This window comes from Pseudomonas sp. BS3767 (assembly GCF_900099665.1).
GTDB classification, from domain to species: Bacteria; Pseudomonadota; Gammaproteobacteria; order Pseudomonadales; family Pseudomonadaceae; genus Aquipseudomonas; species Aquipseudomonas cerasi.
Genome location: NZ_FNCX01000001.1, coordinates 1 through 23,756, shown reverse-complemented (window position 1 = coordinate 23,756; position 23,756 = coordinate 1). Strand labels below are relative to the sequence as shown.

19 protein-coding genes are annotated in these 23,756 nt (G+C 54.1%); 5 read left to right on the top strand and 14 right to left on the bottom strand.

Annotated elements, in window-relative coordinates:
- The first annotated feature begins 32 nt into the window (after positions 1-32).
- On the top strand, positions 33-491 hold the full coding sequence (locus tag BLR16_RS00095) for a metallophosphoesterase family protein (RefSeq protein WP_003434265.1): 459 nt from the start codon (positions 33-35) through the stop codon (positions 489-491).
- Between the two features lie 172 nt (positions 492-663).
- Here BLR16_RS00095 and BLR16_RS00090 read toward each other — a convergent pair whose 3' ends face one another.
- From BLR16_RS00090 to tssA, 14 genes are all read right to left on the bottom strand, one after another.
- Positions 664-1,122: a GNAT family N-acetyltransferase gene (locus tag BLR16_RS00090; protein ID WP_003369114.1), complete on the bottom strand. Its 459-nt coding sequence runs from the start codon at positions 1,120-1,122 to the stop codon at positions 664-666.
- Positions 1,123-1,167: 45 nt separating this feature from the next.
- Complete coding sequence (gene tssM / locus BLR16_RS00085) at positions 1,168-4,671, bottom strand: type VI secretion system membrane subunit TssM (RefSeq protein WP_074807490.1); 3,504 nt, start codon at positions 4,669-4,671, stop codon at positions 1,168-1,170.
- Between the two features lie 13 nt (positions 4,672-4,684).
- Complete coding sequence (icmH, locus tag BLR16_RS00080; protein WP_074807487.1) at positions 4,685-5,539, bottom strand: type IVB secretion system protein IcmH/DotU; 855 nt, start codon at positions 5,537-5,539, stop codon at positions 4,685-4,687.
- A gap of 14 nt (positions 5,540-5,553) precedes the next feature.
- Positions 5,554-6,885 carry a type VI secretion system baseplate subunit TssK gene (gene tssK, locus BLR16_RS00075; protein WP_074807484.1) on the bottom strand — a complete coding sequence of 444 codons (1,332 nt, stop codon included), beginning with the start codon at positions 6,883-6,885 and terminating at the stop codon, positions 5,554-5,556.
- The gene (gene tssJ / locus BLR16_RS00070; protein ID WP_054081526.1) at positions 6,882-7,391 is read right to left on the bottom strand and encodes a type VI secretion system lipoprotein TssJ; all 510 of its coding nucleotides are present in this window, start codon (positions 7,389-7,391) and stop codon (positions 6,882-6,884) included. The genes tssK and tssJ overlap by 4 nt, the downstream gene beginning before the upstream one ends.
- The gene (locus BLR16_RS00065; RefSeq protein ID WP_044310880.1) at positions 7,388-7,615 is read right to left on the bottom strand and encodes a hypothetical protein; all 228 of its coding nucleotides are present in this window, start codon (positions 7,613-7,615) and stop codon (positions 7,388-7,390) included. Before BLR16_RS00065 ends, tssJ begins: the two co-directional genes overlap by 4 nt.
- A 47-nt stretch (positions 7,616-7,662) precedes the next feature.
- Positions 7,663-9,207 carry a sigma-54 interaction domain-containing protein gene (locus BLR16_RS00060; RefSeq protein WP_080484333.1) on the bottom strand — a complete coding sequence of 515 codons (1,545 nt, stop codon included), beginning with the start codon at positions 9,205-9,207 and terminating at the stop codon, positions 7,663-7,665.
- Positions 9,194-11,785 carry a type VI secretion system ATPase TssH gene (gene tssH, locus BLR16_RS00055; RefSeq protein WP_074807481.1) on the bottom strand — a complete coding sequence of 864 codons (2,592 nt, stop codon included), beginning with the start codon at positions 11,783-11,785 and terminating at the stop codon, positions 9,194-9,196. Before tssH ends, BLR16_RS00060 begins: the two co-directional genes overlap by 14 nt.
- Before the next feature lie 9 nt (positions 11,786-11,794).
- Entirely contained in the window at positions 11,795-12,802 is a 1,008-nt protein-coding gene (tssG, locus tag BLR16_RS00050; RefSeq protein ID WP_074807477.1) for a type VI secretion system baseplate subunit TssG, read from the bottom strand.
- On the bottom strand, positions 12,766-14,553 hold the full coding sequence (tssF, locus tag BLR16_RS00045; RefSeq protein WP_074807473.1) for a type VI secretion system baseplate subunit TssF: 1,788 nt from the start codon (positions 14,551-14,553) through the stop codon (positions 12,766-12,768). Before tssF ends, tssG begins: the two co-directional genes overlap by 37 nt.
- Before the next feature lie 98 nt (positions 14,554-14,651).
- The gene (gene tssE, locus BLR16_RS00040) at positions 14,652-15,062 is read right to left on the bottom strand and encodes a type VI secretion system baseplate subunit TssE (RefSeq protein WP_080376665.1); all 411 of its coding nucleotides are present in this window, start codon (positions 15,060-15,062) and stop codon (positions 14,652-14,654) included.
- 11 nt (positions 15,063-15,073) lie between these two features.
- Positions 15,074-16,549, bottom strand: coding sequence for a type VI secretion system contractile sheath large subunit (gene tssC, locus BLR16_RS00035; protein WP_003434275.1), 1,476 nt, complete (start codon positions 16,547-16,549; stop codon positions 15,074-15,076).
- Positions 16,550-16,577: 28 nt separating this feature from the next.
- Entirely contained in the window at positions 16,578-17,078 is a 501-nt protein-coding gene (gene tssB, locus BLR16_RS00030; RefSeq protein ID WP_003434277.1) for a type VI secretion system contractile sheath small subunit, read from the bottom strand.
- 31 nt (positions 17,079-17,109) lie between these two features.
- Positions 17,110-18,660, bottom strand: coding sequence for a type VI secretion system protein TssA (tssA, locus tag BLR16_RS00025; RefSeq protein WP_032609640.1), 1,551 nt, complete (start codon positions 18,658-18,660; stop codon positions 17,110-17,112).
- A gap of 600 nt (positions 18,661-19,260) precedes the next feature.
- Between tssA and BLR16_RS00020 the strand changes: the two genes are divergently transcribed.
- From BLR16_RS00020 to BLR16_RS00005, 4 genes are all read left to right on the top strand, one after another.
- Entirely contained in the window at positions 19,261-19,779 is a 519-nt protein-coding gene (locus tag BLR16_RS00020; protein ID WP_003434281.1) for an Hcp family type VI secretion system effector, read from the top strand.
- A 68-nt stretch (positions 19,780-19,847) separates the two neighbouring features.
- Positions 19,848-21,881, top strand: coding sequence for a type VI secretion system Vgr family protein (gene tssI, locus BLR16_RS00015; protein ID WP_003434282.1), 2,034 nt, complete (start codon positions 19,848-19,850; stop codon positions 21,879-21,881).
- Positions 21,878-22,846, top strand: a complete 969-nt coding sequence (locus tag BLR16_RS00010; protein WP_256332856.1) for a DUF4123 domain-containing protein — start codon at positions 21,878-21,880, stop codon at positions 22,844-22,846. Before tssI ends, BLR16_RS00010 begins: the two co-directional genes overlap by 4 nt.
- Positions 22,749-23,756 (top strand): toxin VasX (locus BLR16_RS00005; RefSeq protein ID WP_368086293.1); only part of this gene is annotated, 1,008 nt, incomplete at its 3' end. The genes BLR16_RS00010 and BLR16_RS00005, both read left to right, overlap by 98 nt.

Genomic DNA, 23,756 nt, shown 5'->3' with positions numbered 1-23,756 from the left:
CTTCTACCCTGCCCCAGACCCGAGGCCCCCGTATGAAAGTTGGTGTGATTTCCGACACCCACGGACTGCTCCGTCCTGAAGCCATCGCTGCGCTACAGGGCTGCGCACAGATCATCCATGCCGGTGACATCGGCAGCCAGGACATCGTCGAGCAACTGACCGCCATCGCCCCACTACACATTGTGCGCGGCAACAACGACATGGATGCAGACTGGGCAACCCCCATTGCCGATCACTTGCGCTTCGACATCGACGGCTGGCAAGTCCTGCTGGTACACGACATCGCCGACGTTCCAGCGTTATTGGATGACAGCGTGAAACTGGTCGTGACCGGCCATTCACACAAACCCCTCATAGACTGGCGCGGCGACACGCTGTATCTGAACCCTGGCAGCGCCGGACGGCGGCGTTTCAAACTGCCGGTGACGCTGGCAATACTTGAAATGAATTCAGATGGGATGGAGCCGAGTCTGGTGCAGTTGGTTGACTGACAAACAGGGCTAACGCTGAGTATTTCTTCGGCAAGAAAACGGAGTTTCGAGCAATGATTATCGTCCCCACGCTCCGCGTGGGAATGCAGTTCGTGACGCTCCGCGTCACCCTGAACGCAAGACTCATCCCCGTGCCGATAAGCGCTCCAAATACCGATACAACACAGGATCTCTAGAGATCCCGCGACATCAGATAGTGCTCCTTGCCCCACGCCTCAATACGCTCCAACATCCGCCAACCGCGCTTGCCGTAGAACCTGTGCTGATCATGGGTATGCAGATACAACGTGGTGATACCGACAGACCTTGCATGACTGCAAATACCGTCGATCAACTGTCCTGCAACGCCCCTGCCTCGCACTTCCGGTTTTACCAGAACACACGCCAGCCAAGGCCCAAGATCCGGACGCTCGGCCAGATCGTCGCTGGCCAGCGATGCACCGCCCAGCAACTCACCATCCTCCATGGCAATCAGGCACTTCCAATTACCATTTGCCTGTCCTTGAGAAAAGTCCAGTTGCCAGTCAGCGAGTGATTGCGATGCAAACTCGTAATCGAACTGCCGATGGAGCCACAGCGCCATCGTGTCGCTGTGGTGCATGTGGTTGCTGAGCCAATCCAGATTGAGCATGCGAGGTCCTTTCAATTAATCAGCGTTCAAGTCCATTCAATGGCATCACAGCTGCGCAGGCATACGAAAATCGCGTAGCGCACTCATATCAAACGGATTGGGTGCCCGCTGGCTCGACAACAGATAGTCGGCGCGCATCCCGCCCACGTCGGCCTTGAGCAGCAGAACATCGCGCCCTTTCAAAGGCTCGGTCTGCATCAGATCCAGAAGGCGGAACAGCGACCAGGGACCGTTGCTTTTCTCAATCCCCAGTGGCCTTCCAACCATCCCTTCCATCACCAGACTCGTACGCCCTTCTTCAGCATCAGCAGGCCATTTGAACAAGGTCGGCACGATGGGACCATGTCGATACTCCAGTGACTGCTCGCCTAGCCGGAACTCTGCGCGGCGAACACCTGGATCGAGCGTATAGGGTTCGAGGGTAAACTGCACCTGCGGTTCTTGGGTGCGATGGGCGAAGAAACTTTTGCGGATTCGATGCACACCCGCCATCTGATCCAGATAGGCACGGCTCATGGGCAGGCTGTAGCCGTCAATGCTGCGCAGTTTGTATCTCCCCGGATCGCCATTGACGAAGGGCTTCAGGTAATTATCAAAGAAGCGATCAGCTATCCCCTGCGAGCCGAAGAATTCGCGAAAATCATTAAGCGCCACATCACTGCTGCTGTGTGCATAAAACGGATAGCGCTTGTCGAGAGACTGCTCGTAGAAACTGTAAAGCTCGGCCTTGTAGCGCTGGTTGAGGTATTGATGAGACTGATACAGCACGAAGCTCCAGGTATCCTCCGCGAGCGTATGGAACAACCCGCCCAGAGGCTGCGCCAGGCCGGTCGCCGCGTTGCGCAGGTTGCTCAGTGCATCCCGCTGTCCGGACATTCGTCCCTTTGCCATCTCGTAGGCAGCAAGATCGGGCTGACCGGAGCGTCCCAAAGCAGCCATTTGCATCTGCAATTCATTGATCGCGCTCAATGCGGCAATCAGTTCGGGAGTCGGACCATTATCGCCGTCCAGTAAACGGTGTAAGGGATCAAAGCGGCGCTGCAACGATTTCTTTGCCGTCCCGGGCAGACTGACGGTCACCGTCTGCTGAATCTTATCGCCAATCGCGGCCACCTGAGTGAGTGGCGATGGTCGCGATACAGCCATATCAGCTTCAGCCTTCATCGCGTCAAGACTGTCTGCAAGGACGGGAAAAAGCGTGTTTTCACGTACTTCGATCAGTAATTGCAACAACGGCGAATGGGCTGCCGTCAGCCCGGCCATCTGCACCGCAGCCGCACCTGGCCCCTCGAAGGGTTGCAGCGAAACCCGTCCGATTGCCTCGGCCCAATAATCGGCATAATCCCGGAAATACAGCTTTTCCAGTTCGACCATCAGCACCCGCAGCTGTTGTGCATTGAGCTGCGCACCCTCACCCAGAACCCAATTGTCATGCATGAGTTCGGTCACCAGACCCGTGCCACGAGTGACGAAATATTGCTCATAACCGTGGCGGGTGTAGAGTCCGGGGATTCGGTACTCAGTACCCGCCAACAAACCTGCCTGAGGGCCGACATGGTGAGCCAGACTGTAGTCCGGGAGTGCGCGCGCCCTTTCACGCAGCACTCGATAAACAATGCTGGCAAAGGACTCGTTGCGAAGTACCTGTCGGGCCTGTGCCACCAGCGCGTCGTTTACCGGATAGGCGAAGGTTTGTGCAAGCAAACGCTCGAAATGCTGAGCCAATTCGTTCTGAGCCTGCTCATGACCGACATAACGGACTGACCAGTCGGTCGCTACCCACGTTTTCAGTGCAGAGGGTTCCCGGTGCTCGTCCTTGACCAGCATCAGGTAGGCACGCAAGCTGTCCAACAACTGCTCGCGATCCCCCAGGCTAGCCATTATGCGCGCCTCGATCATGTGGGCCACGCGTGGCAGCAACTGCCTCTGCAATTCGGCATGATAGGTGTGCATCAGAACGTCGTTGGCAGGTTTGCCCTGATAAAGGCCACTGCGTTCATACAGAACGACCTCATCGCCATCCGGAAATACTCGGGCTGCCAGATAAAGCGTGTTCAAGCTATCAAGGACCGTCAGCAGATCGTCCTCGGCGCCTAGCGACGATCGTTGTTGCGCCCACTGCTCGCCCAGAACCCGCAGCCTTTCCAGCCTGTCGTGATTGGCATTGAAACCGGTCGCCCACAGCACGCCGAACACAGACAGGCACAACAGCGCCGCGCAACACATACCCCGCTGGCGCCACTGAATCTTTCGGCGTGCTGTTTTATCGAGAACCGCAAGATCAGCCTCAGGGAAAATCACATGTCTTAACAGATCATGAATAAATCGCGCCTTTCCGCTATAGCAGGTCGGTGAGCCGGTATCGCTTTCCCCATCGGATGGCTGATCGTTCTGAACAACTTGCGGCGCTCGGGTCAGATAAAATCCACGAAACTGGCTGGCCCGCTGATAGCGATTCCCGGAAAATGCCAGCTCGACAAAGACGCTCAGTCGATATGCGATGCCTCCAAGCTGGTTGGGAAACTCAAGCATCTCTCCTCGGCGTCGGCTGTCCCGCTCCTGATGAATGCGGGTAATAACCTGACTGCCAAGGCGCTGCAGCAAGGCATCGAACGCCTTGCCGAGGACATCGATATTACTGCCTTGCTCGCCCTGCCGAAACGTAGTGCCCAGGACCTGTTCACTTTCTTCCCGGGAGAGTTGATCGAAAAAGGCGTCGAAGCCCGCTATCGAGTCAGCCTTGGTGAGTACCAGATAAACCGGCACATCGACATGCAACTGATGAAATACGTCGTCCAGGCGGGCACGCACGTCTTCGGCGATTTTTTCCAGGCGCTTGTCTTGCTCGTCAAACAAAGTGTCGACCGGCAGTGTCACCAGCACCCCGCTGAGTGGATGCGCGCGGTGGCGGTTTCGCAACAACTCCAATAACGTGCTCCATGCGCTGCCGTCGACCTCGGGCAGGGGCTGTTGGAGATAGCGCCCGGAAGTGTCCAGCAGAACTGCCTGCTCAGTGAAATACCAGCCACAACTGCTGGTGCTGCGCATATCGTGCGTCAGCCTGCGCCCGCGCCTGTCCAAGGGAAAATCGAGCCCGGAAAAATCCAGCAGACTGGTCTTGCCACTACCCTGCGGGCCGATCACCGCATACCACGGCAGCTCATTTCGGCCCCGAGCGCCTAATACCCCATACAGGTCCGAATCCTTGAGCACGCGCAAGGCATGCTTGAACCGGCCCACAAGCTCCAGGCGCTCTTTCTCCACAGCAACAGCCTTACGCAGAAGCTCTTGACCTTCGTGGCTGTCCTGCGCATGCCTTTTTTGCCAGCCGCTGCGCCAGTTGGAAAATACAACCCCGAGGCCCCAGATCAGCAATAACACGCTGATAGTTGCCAGACGCACAACAGGACTCTCCCAGAACCTGTTATCGGCCATCGCCAGCAGGGGACCGAACATCCAGATACAGGCGGCCAGCGTCAGTATCAACAGCAGCGACCAGAACCAGGTGCTGCCCAATAGCGTCATGAGTTTTTTAAACAAGGTTTTCACTGCATCTCTCATTTCAAGACCGCCGCTCGATGACTACCGCATCCGCTGACTGATAAGGCTTGAGTACCGCCTCACGCTGCTCGCCGAGGACCCAGGCAAATCCGCAATACAGCGCGGTCAGGCTTATAGCGGTGAACAACACAATCAGCCACGCAGGCATAATGCGCAGCCGGTCAGCAGCGCCGGAGCGTGCGCCCTGCCAGTGAGGTGAAAGCGTTCGCGAAACATCGCCTCTTACGTGTTTTATCTGCAGATAGAGGTTATGCCGGATATCTTCCAGCTCGTTGCCGTTGCGACGATGAGAGCGGTATTTCCCCTCAAAACCGAGTGCGAGGCACAGGTACATCAACTCGAGCATCGAGAGATGCCTGAAAGCGTTTGCGGAGAGTTTTTCAAGCAGTTGAAAGAATTTTTCGCCGCCGAAGGTTTCCCTATGAAAACGGCTGAGCAGACTGATCTTCGACCAGTCACTCTGGCTACCCCAAACCGTGTTCAGCACAGCCTCATCCACTACCGTACACAGCACATAGCGCGCAGCCAGCAGGTGCTCGTTTGCTATCGCGTTCCGCCGTGCCCTGGCTTCGAACAGTTTCACCTGGTCGGAAAGCTGTACGTTCAGAAGATGGATATCCCCAACGTCTTTCGCTGTACCCAGCTTCGCCACCTGAGCCAGCAATTCACCTGCTGCAGAAACCAGTGGATTGACGTGGCTACCGACCTGTCTTTCAGATACTCGCCGAGTGCTGTACAGCAACTGCTCCTGCAGACCTTCGAAAAGATCCGAATTGTGGGTGTCGGTGAAATAGCCATTCCCTGACCCGGTATTGTCCCGTTCGAAGGCAAAATGATCTTCGAGGCCGCTTTGCATATCCGCCACCCTGTTCAATTTCTGATCGCCCAGAACTGCAGTTCAAGCCCGGGAAACTCACCTGATACATGGAAAGCGAATCCTCCTGACTGATCGATCCCGGTCTGTTCCCGGTCATCGACATCGAGAATGAAATAGCTCTTGGCAGCATGAAAAGGTATTTGCCGAGGCGCCACAGGCAGTGGTCTTATGCGTAAACCTGGCAAATGCAGGCTCACCAGCTCGCGAATACGTTCTACCGAGCCGACTTTAAGATGCGAAGGCAGTCGCAGACGCAGTTCTTCGGCATCGCAATCTGCGCGGGCAGCAATGATGAATGACGCGTCCCCCAGTAGCTCACGATCCACCCGAGGCGAAACCAGAACACCATACTGCCGGGGCTGTAACTCGAACTCCTGGGCCTGCTGCTCGAGAACCATCGACAGCATCTGTCGAATCGCAGACATTACGCCTCTGAATGTGCCGCCCTGGTCACTGTGCTGATAAGTACCTTCCAGTCCAGGACGTCTGCTCTCATCGCCAAATGTCGATAACTCACCCAACAGCGATAGCAGTGCACGGTATAGCTCCTCAGGATGGACGCTTCGAATATTGAGATAGTGTTGAAAAACCAATGCATTTCGATTGACCAGTTGCAACATCATCAAATCGCTCGCCTCTGCGCCACGGGTCTGACCGCGAACACCGATACGCTCGGCAATCACGTCCCCACGGTGATTCAGCAGACCCGCCACTTCCCTCAGGCACGACATCACATAGCGGGAGCCACTGGCGCTGATGAAGGCAGGTGAAAATTCGAGGTCCAGCGAAAGCGACTTGTCAGGACTGCAGATCAGAACGTGGCAGACCTTGAGCATGCTGTAGGTATGCTCTCCCTGGGGCTCGCCCATTAACAATCGGAACTCTGGACGCGCGCACAACACAGGCGTGAAACGGTCTTCACCCGCGTTTGAATCGCGGATGCTCGCTGAATAGCTTGTAAACCGTGCTACCACATCCGGCTGTTCGTGACTGCGAGACTCAATGCAGTTGCCCGCCACGATCGGCAGTGCCAGATACACCGAGACGTTTGAAGTAGTGGGAGGAATGTCCAGCGCCAAAGGAGTTTCATGGCCCCGTATATCAAAGACACTGCCATCCGGCAGAATGCCCGAGGCCTGGGCAATGACGATTTGCCCCGCCCCCAGAAATTGCGGATCGATTTCCAAGGCTGTAAAGCCCCAGTTGTAAGCGCCTGCCAACTGAGTACGAAGCCGCAACTGATGGTCGTAGTAACGATCATGATGCTGAAAGTGCTGCGGGCGAAGCAGCATGCCTTCCTGCCAGATAACCTTGTGCTGATTCATAACGGACTTCCTGTGTCAGTTGGGCTGTCTTCCAGTTGAATACCGGAATCACTCAACATGAAAACGGCACTGTTCTGCTGGTTAGGGGCGATCTGAATCACCTGACGCCAGCGGGCTTCGGACAAGTGCCGATAAGCCGCGAGCACAGCGATATAACGACTGCTGTCATCCAGCTTCAGCTTCAACTCAATACTGTCGCCGGGACGAAGCTCAAACTCTTCGCTGGCCACCAGATCATTTCCCAACGCCTGCCCGGTACGTTTATAAAGCGAGAGAAAATCCATACTCTCAAACGTGACGGGACGTCGAAGTTCAAGCAACTTGAAAACAACCGGAGACGGTCTGCCATTCACATCGGGATTCAGTCGGTCATCGGCACTCAGTCTGATATCCAGACGTGTTTGCGTTGAGTACGGCGATAGTGCGGAGCAACCTGAGATCAAAACCAGGAGTACTATCAGTACCTTCTGGAAGCCTCGGGCAACGCAAGCGCTCACGGAGATCATTCCTGAAAATCCTGACGTAGGGCAGCAATCGAAAAGGCATGCGGCGTTGACATCTGTTTTTGAGGAATCGAATCCTGCCGTAATACATCCAGGCGGCCGGTGGGTTCTGGACTGCCCAACGCGCGGTATTGATCATCACTGAACTTGAAATGACCTTTGCACCCCCCGAGGCAAATCAGCGCAACGAATGTGATAGGCACAATGCGCCAACAATGAAAGTTCATTGGAACGTCTCCAGACAGGAAATTAACTAAATGTGATTATTGAATGGCTAGGTACGCCGTCCATGAGCAGCGCCGATCTTCAGATGTGCCAGCCGATAAAGCAGCGTGCGCCGCGACACCCCTAACGTACGCGCTGCAAGGCTCCGGTTACCGCCGCTGTCGCGCAGACTCTCAAGCAGAACGCCACGCTCGAACTGCTCGATGCGTTCACGCAGTGAAAAACCAACCGGATGGCTTGTCGAATCGGCGGCCATGGGAAAGTGTTCCGGTCGCAACTCCCCGTCTTCGCATAACAACACTGCTCGCTCGACGAACCCCTTCAGCTCTCGAACGTTTCCAGGAAAGGCATATCCCGATAACGCACTCAATGCGGTTTCCGACCACTGCACAGGCTCTCGCTGTGAGTTCTGGCAAGCCTTGTCGGAGAAATGCCGGGCCAGTATTTCGATGTCTTCCACGCGATGACGTAGCGGAGGAAGTTCGATGGGGAACTGCGCCAAACGGTAATAGAGGTCTTCTCGAAAGCGCCCTTCGGCGACCAGTGTCGGTAGATGACGATGAGTAGCAGCGATGATTCGCACATCCACGTTGCGAACTTCATTGCCGCCCAGCGGACGAATCTCGCCCTCCTGCAACACCCGCAAAAGCTTTGCTTGTAATTGCAGCGGCATATCGCCAATTTCGTCTAGTACCAGCGTGCCGCCATCAGCTTCGTCAAACAGGCCACGCCGATCACGGTCAGCGCCGGTAAACGCGCCTTTGCGATAACCAAAGAGTTCGCTTTCCAAAAGAGCTTCTGGAAAGGCAGCGCAATTCTGTACAACGAGCGCCTTGGAGCGACGAGGTCCGTGCTCGTGAATGGCACGAGACACTATCTCCTTGCCTGTCCCGGTCTCACCCGTCAGCAACACTGTGCAGGTGCTGTCGAGAATCTTGCTCAGAAGATGGGTGGTTCTTTCCAGGGCTGCGCTACGCCCCATGAGTCCAAAACGCCCTTCCGGTGAGATGCACCTGCGCGGATTAAGCTTCGCGCACACAGACCTGGGTGATGACTGCAGAACGGATAATCGGGAAATCACGAACGTTCCCAGCGCGCCTAGCGATTCTGCGTAGCATTCCAATTCTTCAGAGCGCCTGCTCGCACATATCAAGACCCCGACGGCTATCCGCTCATGATTGTGCAGCGGGACGCACAGCAGTGACGTCCACTCTTGCGCCCCTACCGGTAGGAAGCTGGTCCTGTGAAGACTGCTGCTGATTTCCGGCACGCTGACAACCCGGTTCTGAAGCAGAGAGAACTGCAGTAAAGGCTCGTCCCGGTAGTCTTTAAATGAAGTCGTTTTCTGATCAGGCTGAATGACACTGTCAACGACTTCAGCAACAAGGCAGAGGTGTTTGTGACGCGCATCGAGTAGAAACAACTGGCTTGCCTGACAGTCGCTGAGCTCCGCAGCAGAGAGTGCAAAATCATGCTGCAGCGACTGGCTATCGGCTGACCGGGAGAGAGCCGAGTACTGCGAAACCAATGTTTGGGCATAGCCTGATGGGTCGTGTAGCAAATGAAAGGACGAGGCCACCTTATTCGAACTCACAGACAACACCACCTGAGCTGTCGAGTGTTGCGTGAACCCTGACGACCCTGTCACCACGGCTCATGGCGTCGAGTAAACGGTCTGCTATCAAGGGGGTCAGACTGGACTCCAGTAACTGATCGATCAGCCGGGCGCCGCTGCCGTCTTGCGTACACTGTTCAAGCAGATGACAAACCAGATCATGCGAATAACTGAAGGTCAGACCACGGGATTCAAGTCTCTCGCCAAGACGAATCAGCTTTAGTTCGACCAGTTCACGCAGCGCAGCCCCCATGATCGGGTAATAAGGCACAACCCGCATTCTGGCCAGCAATGCCGGTTTGAAATGCGCGCTCAGTATCGGTTTCAGCCGGGTTTTCAGCTCTGTGACATCAGGTCGTCTGCCTTCGTGGCAACTTGCGTGGATCAGATCGGCACCCAGGTTGGAGGTCATCAGAATGAGTGTGTTACGGAAATCGATTTCCCGGCCCTCTCCATCGTTGGCCGTGCCTTTATCGAAAATCTGATAGAACAGATTAAGTACATCCGGATCAGCCTTCTCCACCTCATCAAGGAGAATGATCGAATAGGGTTTACATCGAACGGCATCGGTCAACATACCCCCTTCGCCATAACCGATGTAGCCCGGAGGGGCACCGATCAATCGGGAAACGGTATGCTTCTCCTGAAATTCGGACATGTTGATAGTCGTGAGAAAACGTTCGCCGCCATACAACAGATCAGCCAGAGCAATGGCTGTTTCCGTCTTGCCCACTCCGCTGGGTCCAACCAGAAGAAATACACCTGTCGGGGCGCCGGGTGCATTCAACCCCGCAGCCGATGCACGGACAGCCTTTTCAATGGTCAGCATCGCCTGCTCCTGACCACGGATGCGCATGCGCAGTTCTGAGGAAAAGCTGTTGATTGCCGGGCTGTGCTCCTGAGCAAGGCGCGATACGGGAATACCGGTCCAGCCACCCACTACTTCAGCTATCAGCCTGGGGCATACCTCAAAGCTCACGAGACGGTCGCTCATCTGAATATCGATCAGGGTCCGTCGAACCTGGGTCAACTCGGACTCAAGCGAACGTATGGACTCACTCTCACCCGCATCAGCCGACAGTGCTGTTCGTTCAGCCAGTTGCTTGCGCAGTTCCAGCAGACGCTCGACGGCTGCCCGTTGATCAGTCCATCTGAACTCCAGTGCTGCAGCCTCGCTCCGCATCAATGACAGATTGGAAGTCAGCGTATCCACTGCCTTGTCATCAACCGACATCCCGGCATTGGCATCACGCCGTATTGCCTCGAAATGCCTCTGCTGACGTGCCATCTCGCTTCGTAGATGTTCTAGACGCTCAGGTACGGCGATCAGACCGATTCGTGCGCGAGCGCAAGCTGTATCAAGCAGATCGATTGCCTTGTCCGGCAGCTGGCGCCCGGTGAGATAGCGCGCCGAAAGCCTGGCGGCCGCAACTACGGCATCATCGCGCAGATGCACACCGTGAGTACGTTCATATAGCGGAGCAAGCCCGCGCAGAATGGTGATGGCCTGCTCGACTGTCGGCTCCGGCACCCGGACCGGTTGAAAGCGACGTGCGAGCGCCGGATCCTTTTCAAAATATTGTCTGTACTCGGCCCACGTCGTCGCTGCAATGGTCCGCAATTCTCCGCGTGCCAACGCCGGCTTCAACAGATTGGCCGCGTCCGAACCACCCGCCTGCGCACCGTCGCCGATGAGTGTGTGGGCTTCATCGATGAAAAGAATAACTGGCCTGGACGAGGATTTGACCTCGTCAACCACGCCCTTCAAGCGACGCTCAAACTCGCCCTTGATACTGGCACCCGCCTGGAGCAGCCCCATATCCAGAGACAGTAATTCAACGTTTTCCAATAGATCGGGGACTTCACCGTGAACGATCTTAAGCGCCAGCCCTTCGACAACCGCAGTCTTGCCGACACCCGCCTCGCCCACCACTATGGGGTTGTTCTTGCGTCGACGAGACAGGATATCGATCATCTGACGCAGACAGTCATCACGGCACAGCACGGGATCAAGCAACCCATCCCTGGCCTGCTGCGTCAGATTATGAGTGAAGCGTTCGAGCAGCGAGTCACATTGCCTCACTGACGGTTTTGTTACGTCCGGCACTTGTTCGGCAAGGGCGTAATCACGAAAGCGCTCAATGTTGATCTTCGCCAATAATGGCTGGTATGGACGTTCGGCATAGCGCAAAGGGTTACGCAACAAGGCAAGAATCAACGCAGCCTGATCAATCAGGCTTTGGCCCAGATCCAGATTGGCAATCAACAGCGCGTCCTGAAGCCATTGAACAAGTTCGGCAGAAAATGCCGGGCTCCGGGTCGCACTGTGTTCGATTGGCGGATGAAGAAAGCCTCCAAGTTCGTCGGCCCCGACCTCAGCGTCTACGAGCGCACGGGATAGCATTCCATCAGGTCGTTCCAGCAGGGCAAGCAACAGGTCTTCGACCAGGATTTTACTACTGCCTCTCGAAACGCAGCGTTCGGCGCTTGCCTCCAGTTCTCCACGCGTAGGCGCATCGAGGGCATTGACGAGTTGCTGCAAATCTACATCGATCATGAGTCGTCCTTAATGTATCGGTCTGTTGAGCGTGACCAGACCCTGCGCATGCTCGCGCCCGAGCCAGGTGGTCCAGCCCAGGTGACAGGTGTTCGACTGGCCAATGCGCAGTTCTCTGATGTCTTCATGGCGCAGCTCAAGACAGACGTCGTAGTCCAGCGGGTCGCGTAACGTGAATCGCACAAGGGCGCCCAACGGACGGTAGCCAGAACCGACGGGTAAAAATTCGTGGAAACGTTCCCAGTCGAGCTGTTTCACATGAACGCGGAACTTGCCACTCCGGTCAGGCACCCGGCTACCCAGCACCGCAGTGCGCCCCAATCGGTGATTGGTTTTTCCAAGGCAATTAAGCTGAGAGCAGCTGATCTCGACGGTTCGCTCAACACACTGCTCGATAAACAACTGTGCGTGCTTGAAGTAATAACGAAGCACAGACTCGATCAAGGCGGCCGAATGAGCGCGCAGGCTCAAAAGTCCTAGGTAGGGCAATAGCCGTTTCCAGTTCAATTCGGGAGTTTCGCGAATACGCTGCCCGTGCAGGCCGATCAGTGCGAACAGCTGTTCGGAAAACGAATCTGTCGCGCCACGGGTAAACATGGCGTGATAGCGATACTTGCGCCATACGGGGAGCATTAACATCTGCAATCGACGATTAAAGATATCCAGAAAATCGCGAGTCACATTAGGCTTATCCCGCTCACCCAAGGCTTGTTCAGCATAAAAAGCGGGTAACGGTGAGCCGGAGCCGACCAGGCTCATCACATTGAGATCAAGTCGTACATGCAACTGACCCTGCTCGTAAAAAAGCTCCATACATTCAATATCACTGCCAGGAAATCCAAGACCCGGATTTGCCCGCAACTCGAGAAAATCATGAACGCGGCGCTCATCCGTACCTGGATGAATTTCACGTAAAGTATTGAGAATCAGTGGTATCGCCTGATAAACAGAGTACCGCCGTATGTCCTGACTCAGCCTGGCTAAAGCAGCGGTTGCATGCCCATGCGCGGTGCCCATTCGTATCCTCCACCTTGTGTGCTCTTTACATGCAGTTCGTGAAAGGAATTCAGGCTCGCATAGAGCGCAAAGAATTCGTTTAGGACGGAGGCGAACAAGAACAAACTGCCCTCTCCTGCAAAGCCGTCAGGTTCGACGGTCAACTCCGTCCTGACTCCCCTTACAGGCAGCCCGTCGTGCAGGCAGTCGATATGTTGGTGACGAATGGACTTCAACCCGCCCAAGAGATGCTTGCTGACTTTCTCTGCCTGCGAATCGTAATACCGAGGCAAATCGTACGTTTCGAGAATCACTTTCAGTGCTTCGATATTTTCGAGCGACAGGTAGTTGAGCGACATGTTGCTGATCACACGCCAGAAAAAATCTCCATCCATGGGTGGCGCAAATGTTTTTGTGGCAGGCGATATATTTCTGAAGCGCAAAAAGTCAGGGGTGCCCTCACATGGTTTACAGAGGCCTCCTGCCTTGATTTGCCACGGGAGGTCACCGTTAGTGCATGTCATCTCAATGGACATTGTCTCGTCAGTTCGCCCAGCTCGAAGACCGAAGCTTAAAAATGTATCGAGCCCTTTGTGCTGTATGGAAGTACGATGCCTCACGCTGTAGTAAGGCGAGTTACTATCCACATCGACCGCAGCGTCGTGTTCAAACGATTCAAAGGGTACGTAATTCTGATAGCCCAGCCCTCCAGGCTGCCAGCCAACAACCTTATCGACCGAGTACACACCACAACCGCCGTGTGCGTAATGCGCAGGAATGAGCAGATATTCGTCCTGCCGGGCATCCGCAAGAATGGGCAAGGCATCCTGTTTGAACAGGTTCACGACCGGCGTGCAGTAAAGCTTGATGTTTTCGAGGGTAGGGCGAAGGGGTTGCATGTCTTTCCCTTGCACATCAAAAACAAGCTGTAGCCCGCACGCGCGCTTCAGCAAATCGTCAGTCAATGAGTGAATGACATCTAAACCGAGAACATCGACAAAAAGAAACTTCTCAGGAAAAAAGAAATACTCTTGCAGGTAGCGATAGCCCCGAAAGGTATTTAGTGGGTAGGGAATCAACGACTCCTCTTCAGCGAAGCCTACAGGTTTCACGTGTTCCACAGGAATGATCAGTTCGATCGCTTTGCCTGAAGAGGTCAGTAACGGATCGCCCATCGCATCAAGAGGCAATAATGTGATGCCCTTGAGCTTCTGCATCATCGCGAAGTAAATGGCTTGGCTGATGCGACGCTCACCCGCCAGATGCAAACGCAACTGACTGAACTTTACCTCGCCTAAATGGCTGTCTCCATTGATCGCCAGACACAGCTTCAGCGTTGTCCCGCCCCCGCTTGACGAACAATAGAGGTGAGTCAGTTTCAACGGCAATACCTGAGTGGCAAAGCAGGTACGGAAATGGCACACCTGGTCATTCACTGGTTCGCTTTCTACAGGTGTTGCTCGCTCCACCACGAAACCCGGGCCGGAGCCGTCCAGAGCGTCAAACTGAAGCATGCTCACCGAGGGCAGAGGTCGAAGGTAATTGGGCCATAACAACTGCATGAGGGAGTGGGTCAGCTCAGGTAAGTCTTCATCCAGTTTTTGACGCAAACGGCCCGTCAGGAAAGCAACTCCCTCGAGTAAACGTTCTACGTCCGGGTCCTGGCCCGCCTGCCCTAAAAAAGGAGCCAACGCCGGATTACGCTCGGAAAACCGACGTCCAGACTCTCGAAGAGCCGTCAATTCTTCTTGATAATAGTGGTTAAATGACACCGTTCTTTCTACCTGGCCGGTCGTAAATCGATAATGAAAAATCTGGGTGTAAAACCGATAGATAATCGGCGCACCGCTTCGCGAGGGGAAAAACTTACTCAAACAATACTTATTTTACCGTCGCCACCGAGCAGTGCAGAAAATCGAACAGACTTCTTTACACCTGCAATGTCCAGAGCCGCACCGATCGAGAATGTTCGCCTCAGCAGACAACTTTCGTGTTTTTCCAACGTTACGTGAACATCGAATAATCGTGGTTCATATGTACGAATCATCTTTTCGATGATCATGCGAGAGTGCCTCAGCGTATCGTCAAGGCTGAGCCCCCTATTGTTCAAGTCAGGCAAACCATAATCAGGCAGCATCTTTACGCTACCGGCTCGCGTACCCAGCATCTTGGTCAGATGAGCCGATATCAACATCATTAACTGCTCTTCCCTGTCAAAAGACTGTTGTTTCAAGGTGTCACCTGCCAGGCGTTGAAAGAGGCTACCTTTTGGATTCATCATCAATCGATGATCTACTCTTTATCCATTTTGCCGACCAGCGACAGCGTAAAGTCGGCACCCATGTATTTAAAATGAGGACGAACATTTAGACTGACCCGGTACCAGCCGGGATCACCTTCAACATCACTGACAATGACCTGTGCCGCGCGCAGCGGTCGTCTGCCACGCACCTCTGAACTCGGATTCTCCTGATCGGCAACGTACTGACGTATCCATTTGTTAAGCTGACTCTCCAGGTCCGCTCGTTCTTTCCAGGAACCTATCTGCTCTCTCTGCAGCACCTTGAGGTAGTGCGCGAGGCGATTGACGATCATCATGTAGGGCAGTTGAGTGCCTAGCTTGTAATTAAGCTCGGCTATTTTCCCCTCTGGATTGTTGCCAAAAAACTTGGGCTTCTGTACTGAGCTGGCAGAAAAGAACGCCGCATTGTCACTGCCCTTGCGCATGGTCAATGCGATAAAGCCCTCTTCCGCCAGCTCGTATTCACGGCGGTCAGACACCAGTACCTCAGTCGGAATCTTGGTCTCGATTTCACCCATGCTGTGGAAGTGGTGCAAAGGCAGGTCATCAACAGCACCGCCGCTCAAAGGACCAATGATGTTGGGGCACCACCGAAATCTGGCGAAGCTGTCTGTCAGCTTGGTAGCAAATGCATAGGCCGTATTGCCCCACAGATAGTGCTCGTGGTCGTTCGAGACGTTTTCCTCATAGGCAAACGTCTTCACCGGATTTTCCTTAGGCTCGTAGGGGCTGCGTAAAAGAAAACGCGGTACTGTCAGTGCGAAATAACGGGCGTCTTCCCGCTGCCGAAAGCTTTGCCATTTGGCGAACTGCGGCCCTTCGAAGTGATCTTTCAGATCCTTTAGATCGGGCAGACCGGTGAACTGCTCAAGCCCGAAGAAATTCGGGCCTGCAGCCGCAATAAAAGGTGCATGCGCCATGCAGGCAACGCTTGAAACGTACTGCATGGTCTTCACATCGGGAGCGCTTGGCGAGAAGAAATAATTGGCAATGATCGCGCCCACGGGATTACCGCCGAACTGACCATATTCAGCGGTATACACATGTTTGTAGAGTCCCGACTGCACCACTTCAGGTGAGTCTTCAAAATCGTCCAGAAGATCTTGCTTGGAAATACTTAACAACTCGATTTTTATATTTTCGCGAAAATCGGTTCTATCAATCAGTAACTGTAGCCCGCGCCATGATGCTTCCAACGCCTGAAACTCTGCATGATGGATGATCTCGTCCATCTGGCGACTCAGCTTGACGTCAATCTCGGTAATCATTCGATCAACCAGCGCTTTCTTGACCGGCTCGTTGTTATTACGCGGTTTCAGCAGTTCTTCAATAAATGCAGCCACCCCTCGTTTGGCAATACCATAGGCGTCGTCACAAGGCTCTAATCGGGTATGCGCAATAATCTGGTCGAGAATTCCAAGGTGAAGTTCACTTGCATCGCGCTGCGGTATGGCTTTTGTGTTCATATCTTAATTCCTGACAATGGGTCCGATGTTACTGTTGCGCGGCGACATCCAGGCCAAGCTCATCCAGCACGGTCTTACGCGATGTTTCATCCGTAATGACCTGCTCGATGGCCTTACGAAAAGAAGGCATGTTCCCCAACGGCCCCTTGAGCGCCATGAGGGCGTTGCGCAGCTCCATCAACTTTTTAAGCTCAGGAATCTGTTCGACGAGACTGGCAGGGTTGAAGTCTTTCATTGAAGAGACCTTGATGCTGACAGTCAGCTCGTCAGCCCCGCTGTCAGCCTGCAAGCGGTCAGGTACATTCAGTACCAGCTCAAGCTCCTGCTTCGCCAACACATCATCGAAATTGTTCTTGTCGATACTGATTGATTTACGGTCCTCAAGCTTTCGCTCGTCCGCGCGCTGTATGAAATCGCCAAGAACCAGCAACTTAAGTGGCAGTTCTATTTCTTCCTGCGCACCACCAACAGCAGGCTTGAACGTCACGTTGATCCGCTCTTTGGGCGCTACAGAGCCTTCTCTGGCCATTCCATTTCCCCTCAATTTATTAAACTGTACGTTAGCCATCAATAAATCTTTCAAGGTCGTGATGACATAACCTCTGGTAAATCACTTCTTTGCGCGCCGCGGCCTTGTCGTTCAGCGCCATTCGCTCATAACAGCTATATAACAACCGAGACACCTCGAGGAATATCGTGGGTTCCCATGCCGGGAGGCTTGCCGATTGAAGCTCCTGATCAAGATACTCAAGTTGAACCTTCGCCAACTCGTATTTTTTTGCATCGATACAGAGACGTGCGATGTACAGCTTGCAGAAAAATCGCTCTCGCCCGCCTTCCATACCGTTCAAGTGATCATTCACTAATTGCACAGCGGCTTTAAGCCCTTTTGTCTGCAAAACCGGCAGTGCGTCGTGGTACAGCGAATTTCGTTCTGAAGTGTCATGCTGACTTTCGCTGCCAGATGCATTTCCGACATGGACCTCGGTAGGCAGGATATAAGCGGCGATCCACTGTAATGTCTCCGTGTCTGCAAACGGCACACCGTCGTGAAAGCGAAGTTCAATAAGGTCTGGAATGCGCTTTAAAAGCAGAGCAAACTGAGCTTCTACTTCGCGCATTGCCGCTTCGCCCCCCAGGGCTTTCAGACAGTTCCAGACCATTCGCTGACCATCAAACCAAAAAGGCGACCCTGCAAGACTTGCCTCAACATCTACAATAAGGTCTGCGTAAAGACCCTGTTCGAATCGCTCTTGGTAATTGCTCAATTTGTCAACGGGCAACCTCCTTAACGGGGTTATTTTTTCACTGTTTCTTTCAGGAAGACTGTCCACTGCATACCAGGTCTGCGAGCGACCCAGGCGGAACGCTCGCGGGTCTGTAGTTTTTTGCTTAAGCCACCATCTACAAAGGCTGCGTACCGAGTGCTCTTGCACACTTAACGTCCGCTGGGCGTCTTTCTCGTTGTCGATATAAGAGTCACTTGAAAATAACTGGACCGCAGCCTGCTTGACACGCTCCACCACCTTGACAGGCTCTTTCTCAACTTGCTCAGCGCGCTGAATCATACGGGCGAGCCGTCTTCTCAATGGCAGCAGCAACGGGGCATCACTTCCCAGATACAGATTAAATATCTCATCCAGGCCATCAAGCTGTCTGAGCAGTTGCTGGAATTCAAGAAGCTGGTGAGTAATGGAAATATCTTCTCCCAGCGCATTGTCGAGTTTTAGCAAGAGCCATTGCATGGCCGCTGAACGTGTTCGTAATTTTTGGGGATGAAATAGCAGCCAATGCTCTTTGCACAAACAATGAATCAATCCCAGCCCCGCAGATAATCCGCTAACAGACTCGCATTCATATAGCGCCCACGCCAGCCAGCTGGCGACGCGCAAGTCTTTAGACTGGTTTGAAAGAATATGTTCGCAGCCCTCTCTGATCCGCAGCCAGTCTACATTCACTTCCCCGAAAATGGCCTGTGCACCGCCCAACTCACGCTCCAAGGCTTCAAACGCCGTAGAAAAACGGATGTCTTCGCCTGCATAATCACCCGTTGCGACAGGATGCCGGCCCAGATCCAGATATCGAATAGAGAGTTTGTCTTTATTGGCCACTGCCCATATTCCCACACGGCGCGCATTTCATTGTTGACGATTTTTCCAACCACTCATAAAGCCAGACAGACCTTATCGCCATGAAAACCAGCAAGCAAGGCGACACTTGGAAAACATTAAACTTTCGGAAAATTCTTACAAACAAACGAAGAAAATATGTAGGAAAGCATATAATTTATGTACCAAAATATTTAACAACCTAACTACCTATTGACCAAATACGCTGTTGCGTGCCCATCAGAATCCACAGATGTATTTTGCTTAAAACTTAACCACGAGAGGCCACTAAACGGCCAGCCATCTTGCCAACAGCACTGAAAAAACCCATGACCTCCCATACAACAAGGCCAAATATAAAATATGGATATTTTTGGATAGAGTCCTGGAAAGCTGCGCAAAAAAATGAAAATAGCGCGCAAAAACTTGCACAAATTACTCGAAAAAACTCACAACGAGCAGCACCCTCATATCCGTTCAAACGGCCAAACCAGCTGACAATACTGACTTAAGAGATACCTGGCACGTAACTTGTTATAGCGATGCTTCGACCTCCAAGCCGATTTGCTTGTGAGGCGCCACCGACTGTAAGGAAGGACGTTAATGCCTACACCCGCCTATATGACTGTCATAGACGCCAATCAGAAAATACTGACAGCAGGAGCTTTCACAACAGACTCTGTCGGCAACGTCTATCAGGAAGGCCATGAAGATGAAGCAATAATCCAGGCATTCAGCCATAACATTATTACACCCTGTGATCCTCAGTCAGGGCAGCCTACTGGCCAACGCATTCATGGTCCTGCGTGTGTCACGAAAATTTTCGACAAGACCTCGCCATTGCTTCTGGAGGCTCTTTGCTCAGGCTCAACACTAAGCAAAGTCGAAATCAAGTGGTACCGGACGTCTATCGATGGCAAGCAGGAACACTATTACACCACCACCCTGGAGGATGCGGTCATCGTCAACATCAGGTCCTACATGCACAACTGCCAGGATCCGAAGAACTCGCACTTTGGACACCTGGAGGACGTTCAATTCAGCTATCGCAAAATAACCTGGGACCACGTAAAGGCCACTACTACCGGGTCTGATGACTGGAGAAGTCCTAAGTCGGCATAACTACGCGGCCCCGGCGGTTCGACAGGATCGTCGGGGTTTTCATAAACCGGCTAGGCACGGTGGTCCATATGACGCTTAACCCCACTGATCGACCTTATTTCAGCCTGATCATCGACGGCCCTGAGCATGATTTTCAAATCCTTTCATTTACCGGCCATGAAGCTATCAATCAGCCCTTCTGTTTCAAGCTTGAGCTGGTCAGCGAGCGCGCATCGCTGAATCTCGAAAGCCTGCTGAATTGCCCCGCATTTCTGCAGTACACATCAAGGGGCAACGGCATTCATGGAGTGATCGATCAGGTTTCCCAAGGCGATTCCGGCAGGCGTCTTACGCACTACTCAGTCACCTTGCGACCGAATCTGGCAAGGCTCAAGCATCGTACCAATCAGCGTATTTTTCAGAATCGAACTGTAAAGGAGATTATTGAGCAGGTATTGAAAGAACATCACCTGATGGGCGATGCCTACAGCTTCCAGCTCGGTACGACTTACCCGGAGCGCGAATACTGCGTGCAGTATGGCGAGTCCGACCTGCACTTCATCCAGCGGCTTTGTGAAGAGGAAGGCCTGCACTATCACTTCAAACACAGCCACACAGCGCATCAACTGGTATTTGGTGATGACCAGACCGTATTTCCGAAACTAAACCCGGTTATCTATAAGCCGGACAGTGGCCTGGTACCGGTTAAGTCGGTCATCAAGCGCTTCAGGTTGCGCCTGGAAATACGCACAAACAGCGTTACTCATCGCGATTATCACTTTGAAAAACCACTTCTGAAAATGGAAGGCACGGCATATGACGACGCCCGGCCGGAGCTGGAGCACTACGAATACCCGGGCGGCTTCACTCATCGGGATCGAGGAGCGCATCTGGCGAGCCGCGCACTTGAGCGCCATCGCCAGGATTACCGACTGGGCGATGGCCAAAGTGATCAACCCACCTTGGTCAGCGGCCATTTTCTACCTTTGCGCGAGCACCCCAACGAGGAATGGAACGACCTCTGGCTGTTGACCGAAGTCCGTCATGAGGGCCGCCAGCCGCAGGGGCTTGAGGAGTCTGCCCATGCATTACAGAACAAGGGGGACTTTCATCAGGGATATCGCAATACCTTTCTCGCTACACCGTGGCAAGCCTCGTATCGCCCTCCCCGGCATCATCCCAAGCCAAGAATATTCGGCAGCCAGACCGCTGTGGTCACCGGCCCTAAAGATCAGGAAATACACTGCGACCGGCACGGTCGGGTCAAAGTGCAGTTTCATTGGGATCGGGAGGGTCAGGCCAATGATCACAGCAGCTGCTGGATACGGGTTTCGTCCGGTTGGGCCGGTCATCACTACGGCAGCATGGTTATCCCGCGGATCGGTATGGAAGTACTGGTGACGTTCCTTGACGGCGACCCTGACCGTCCATTGGTCAGCGGCTGCCTGTACCACGCAGAGCACGTCCCGCCCTACGACCTGCCAGCACATCAGACGCGCAGTGTATTCAAGACCCTGAGCAGCCCCGGAGGCAATGGTTCCAACGAACTGCGTATTGAAGACCGTGCAGGCCAGGAGCAGATCTACATTCATGCCCAGCGCGACTGGGAGCAGAACATTGAGCATGAGCAGAAAATCCGGGTCGGTCATCATCGGCATGAGCGGATCGAAGGCAACAGCTACAGCGAGCTCAAGGCCGAGGAACATCAGACTGTGGATGGCGACCGGCTGACCGAGGTAAAAGCGAGCGATCACGTCACGGTTGGCGGAACCCGGCACATCAGAGTGGGTGATGGATTACTGGCCCACGCCGGACAGGAAATCCATCTCAAAGCCGGTAACAAATTGATCATCGAAGCGGGGCTGGAAATCACGCTCAATGCAGGCGGCTCCTTTATCAAGATCGATGCCAGTGGTGTGACCGCGACCGGGCCTCAGATAAAGCTCAATTCGGGGGGCAGCCCCGGAAACGGCTCTGGAGCCACCCCTCTACTTCCAGGTGATGCAGAGCGACCAGAAGCTGGCGAATCAGGTGACATGCTGATCTCCGCACAGCGACAGGCAATGATACGCAGCCCACTTTGTAGCCAATGCTCGCAAGCAACCGAAGAAACGAAAAAATGAATCAAGCCAATTATCTGTTGATTGACGGATTGCTGAGACCTGACGCCGTAAAGCAGCTATACCAGTGCGACGAGCCTATCGAGATCGCTCCGCTTTATCTCGGTACACGGTGGGCGGAGATCATGGATTTAGGCCCGGTACTTGTGCGCACGGCTCATCCCTCCGAACTCATTGCGCAGTGGCGTCGACATCCTGAACAGCGTATCGACGCCTGCATTTTTTTCAGCAATGCGCCCTTGAAAATCGTCTCTGAACATTTGCAGCGTTTCCTGAATCCCTTTGATTATCTCGGTCATTCAAGCCTGCTGCGCTTCGCAGATCCGCTGGTGATGCACTACTGGCTATCGAGCTATGACCCTGAACATTTGAACTCGACGCTAGGCCCCATCGATCAACTCTGGGTTCAGTCCCCCCTGCGCAGCTGGCAACAAAACCTCGATCCAGCGATCACGACATTTGTTAACGAACGTGCGCAAAAAGTCTCTCGGGCGCCTTTTTCTCTGGTAAGCGAACGTCAGTTGCAAGCCTTCGAAAGCTGCTATCGATGGCTCTTCGAGGAGCGCCTTTATGAATGGGTCAAAAAGCAGGATTCGCTGGCCTTTCTGGACCAGAGCGACGATCAAATCGAAATATGGCTGAAGCGTGCTGTGGACAGCGCAATTGAATGGGGGCTGGTCAGCGAGTACGCACTGGCGACATGGGCCGACATCTGCCACGACTGGGGTCTTGGCTTTACGAGCTCGCCACAGGGCCACTACCAATCCTGGTGTGCTCAATACACCGAGCAACAGCGCTTGCCCCCGGAGCTCCGCGTAACCGTACTCGATGAATACCGTCAGAAAGTTCGTATAGACAGGGATGCAACGCATGACCGACAAATCCGGCACCCATACTCAACGACGTGCTGCAACGTTCGCCAAAACTCCCGCCACGGCCACCAGCCTGTGTCCCTTCCGGGGACCTGACGTCGCCATCGTGCCAGTGCGCTATGCGCTGGATCGCTCCCGCTACGATACCGCGCCCCAGAAGCTGAAACCGCTACTCAAGGGCAGCCGCTGGGCAGCGATGCCGAAACTGAAAACACGCAGCTATACCCTTCGCCAGCTGTATGACGGCTACGTGTATGTCTATGACGAGACTGCCGAAACGTTGCATGAGTACGTGGTGTCAGCCGCCACTGGCAACCTGAGCCGTATTGTCTGGACCGATGCGCAGCTTGGCAGTGACCGGCGAAGCGGTGCCGACGATGGCAAACCCTTCCTGCTCTATCCGCGAAACAACCTGCTGCGCATCGCCTTTTCTCCGCTGCAATGGACGTGGCGAACATGCGAACACCTGCGTTCGAATCCGGCAAGCCGCTCTGCATGGATGAAAGCGCTGGATCTGAAACGCTACTGCATGACCATGGCCGAGCCGGATACCTTGCCATTGAACCGTATCGCCGAGGCGGTGGCGGACATCGATAAGGAGCATGTGGTTGACGATGGCCGCTTTGCAGACTCGGCGATTCCTATATCCAAGGCCTCCAGCGAAGAAACCCAGCCGTTGTTTTCGCCAATCGGCGCTGACGTTTTCTGGCAGGGCAGCGTTGAAGACCAGCACAGCTCACTGCTCATCGCCCTTGATGACCCGCTGGCCATTTTCAATGATCTGGGCATGCAACTGGCCGCCGATCAGGCCGCTTACCGCAACTGGCAAGCCGAGCACGAACACAGGATCCAGATCGCCCAGACGGTCACCGCACTGTGCGGCGCTGAAAGTGAACCAGAGAAATTGCCGACATCGGTGCGCGACAATGCGGCGCTCACCCATCAGTACCTGGGCGAGCTCGAAGTTTACTTCGAGCAGTGCATCCTTGAGGAAGCGCAGATCAGC

What these genes read in the sequence shown, in the direction of transcription:
- BLR16_RS00020 (WP_003434281.1), top strand. Translation starts at nt 19,261, where the DNA reads ATGCCTACACCCGCCTATATGACTGTCATAGACGCCAATCAGAAAATA.
- tssK (WP_074807484.1), bottom strand. Translation starts at nt 6,885, where the DNA reads ATGAATCAGCACAAGGTTATCTGGCAGGAAGGCATGCTGCTTCGCCCG.
- BLR16_RS00065 (WP_044310880.1), bottom strand. Translation starts at nt 7,615, where the DNA reads ATGAACTTTCATTGTTGGCGCATTGTGCCTATCACATTCGTTGCGCTG.
- tssB (WP_003434277.1), bottom strand. Translation starts at nt 17,078, where the DNA reads ATGGCCAGAGAAGGCTCTGTAGCGCCCAAAGAGCGGATCAACGTGACG.
- tssC (WP_003434275.1), bottom strand. Translation starts at nt 16,549, where the DNA reads ATGAACACAAAAGCCATACCGCAGCGCGATGCAAGTGAACTTCACCTT.
- BLR16_RS00095 (WP_003434265.1), top strand. Translation starts at nt 33, where the DNA reads ATGAAAGTTGGTGTGATTTCCGACACCCACGGACTGCTCCGTCCTGAA.
- tssI (WP_003434282.1), top strand. Translation starts at nt 19,848, where the DNA reads ATGACGCTTAACCCCACTGATCGACCTTATTTCAGCCTGATCATCGAC.
- tssE (WP_080376665.1), bottom strand. Translation starts at nt 15,062, where the DNA reads ATGATGAATCCAAAAGGTAGCCTCTTTCAACGCCTGGCAGGTGACACC.
- BLR16_RS00010 (WP_256332856.1), top strand. Translation starts at nt 21,878, where the DNA reads ATGAATCAAGCCAATTATCTGTTGATTGACGGATTGCTGAGACCTGAC.
- tssJ (WP_054081526.1), bottom strand. Translation starts at nt 7,391, where the DNA reads ATGATCTCCGTGAGCGCTTGCGTTGCCCGAGGCTTCCAGAAGGTACTG.
- tssG (WP_074807477.1), bottom strand. Translation starts at nt 12,802, where the DNA reads ATGGGCACCGCGCATGGGCATGCAACCGCTGCTTTAGCCAGGCTGAGT.
- BLR16_RS00090 (WP_003369114.1), bottom strand. Translation starts at nt 1,122, where the DNA reads ATGCTCAATCTGGATTGGCTCAGCAACCACATGCACCACAGCGACACG.
- tssH (WP_074807481.1), bottom strand. Translation starts at nt 11,785, where the DNA reads ATGATCGATGTAGATTTGCAGCAACTCGTCAATGCCCTCGATGCGCCT.
- icmH (WP_074807487.1), bottom strand. Translation starts at nt 5,539, where the DNA reads ATGCAAAGCGGCCTCGAAGATCATTTTGCCTTCGAACGGGACAATACC.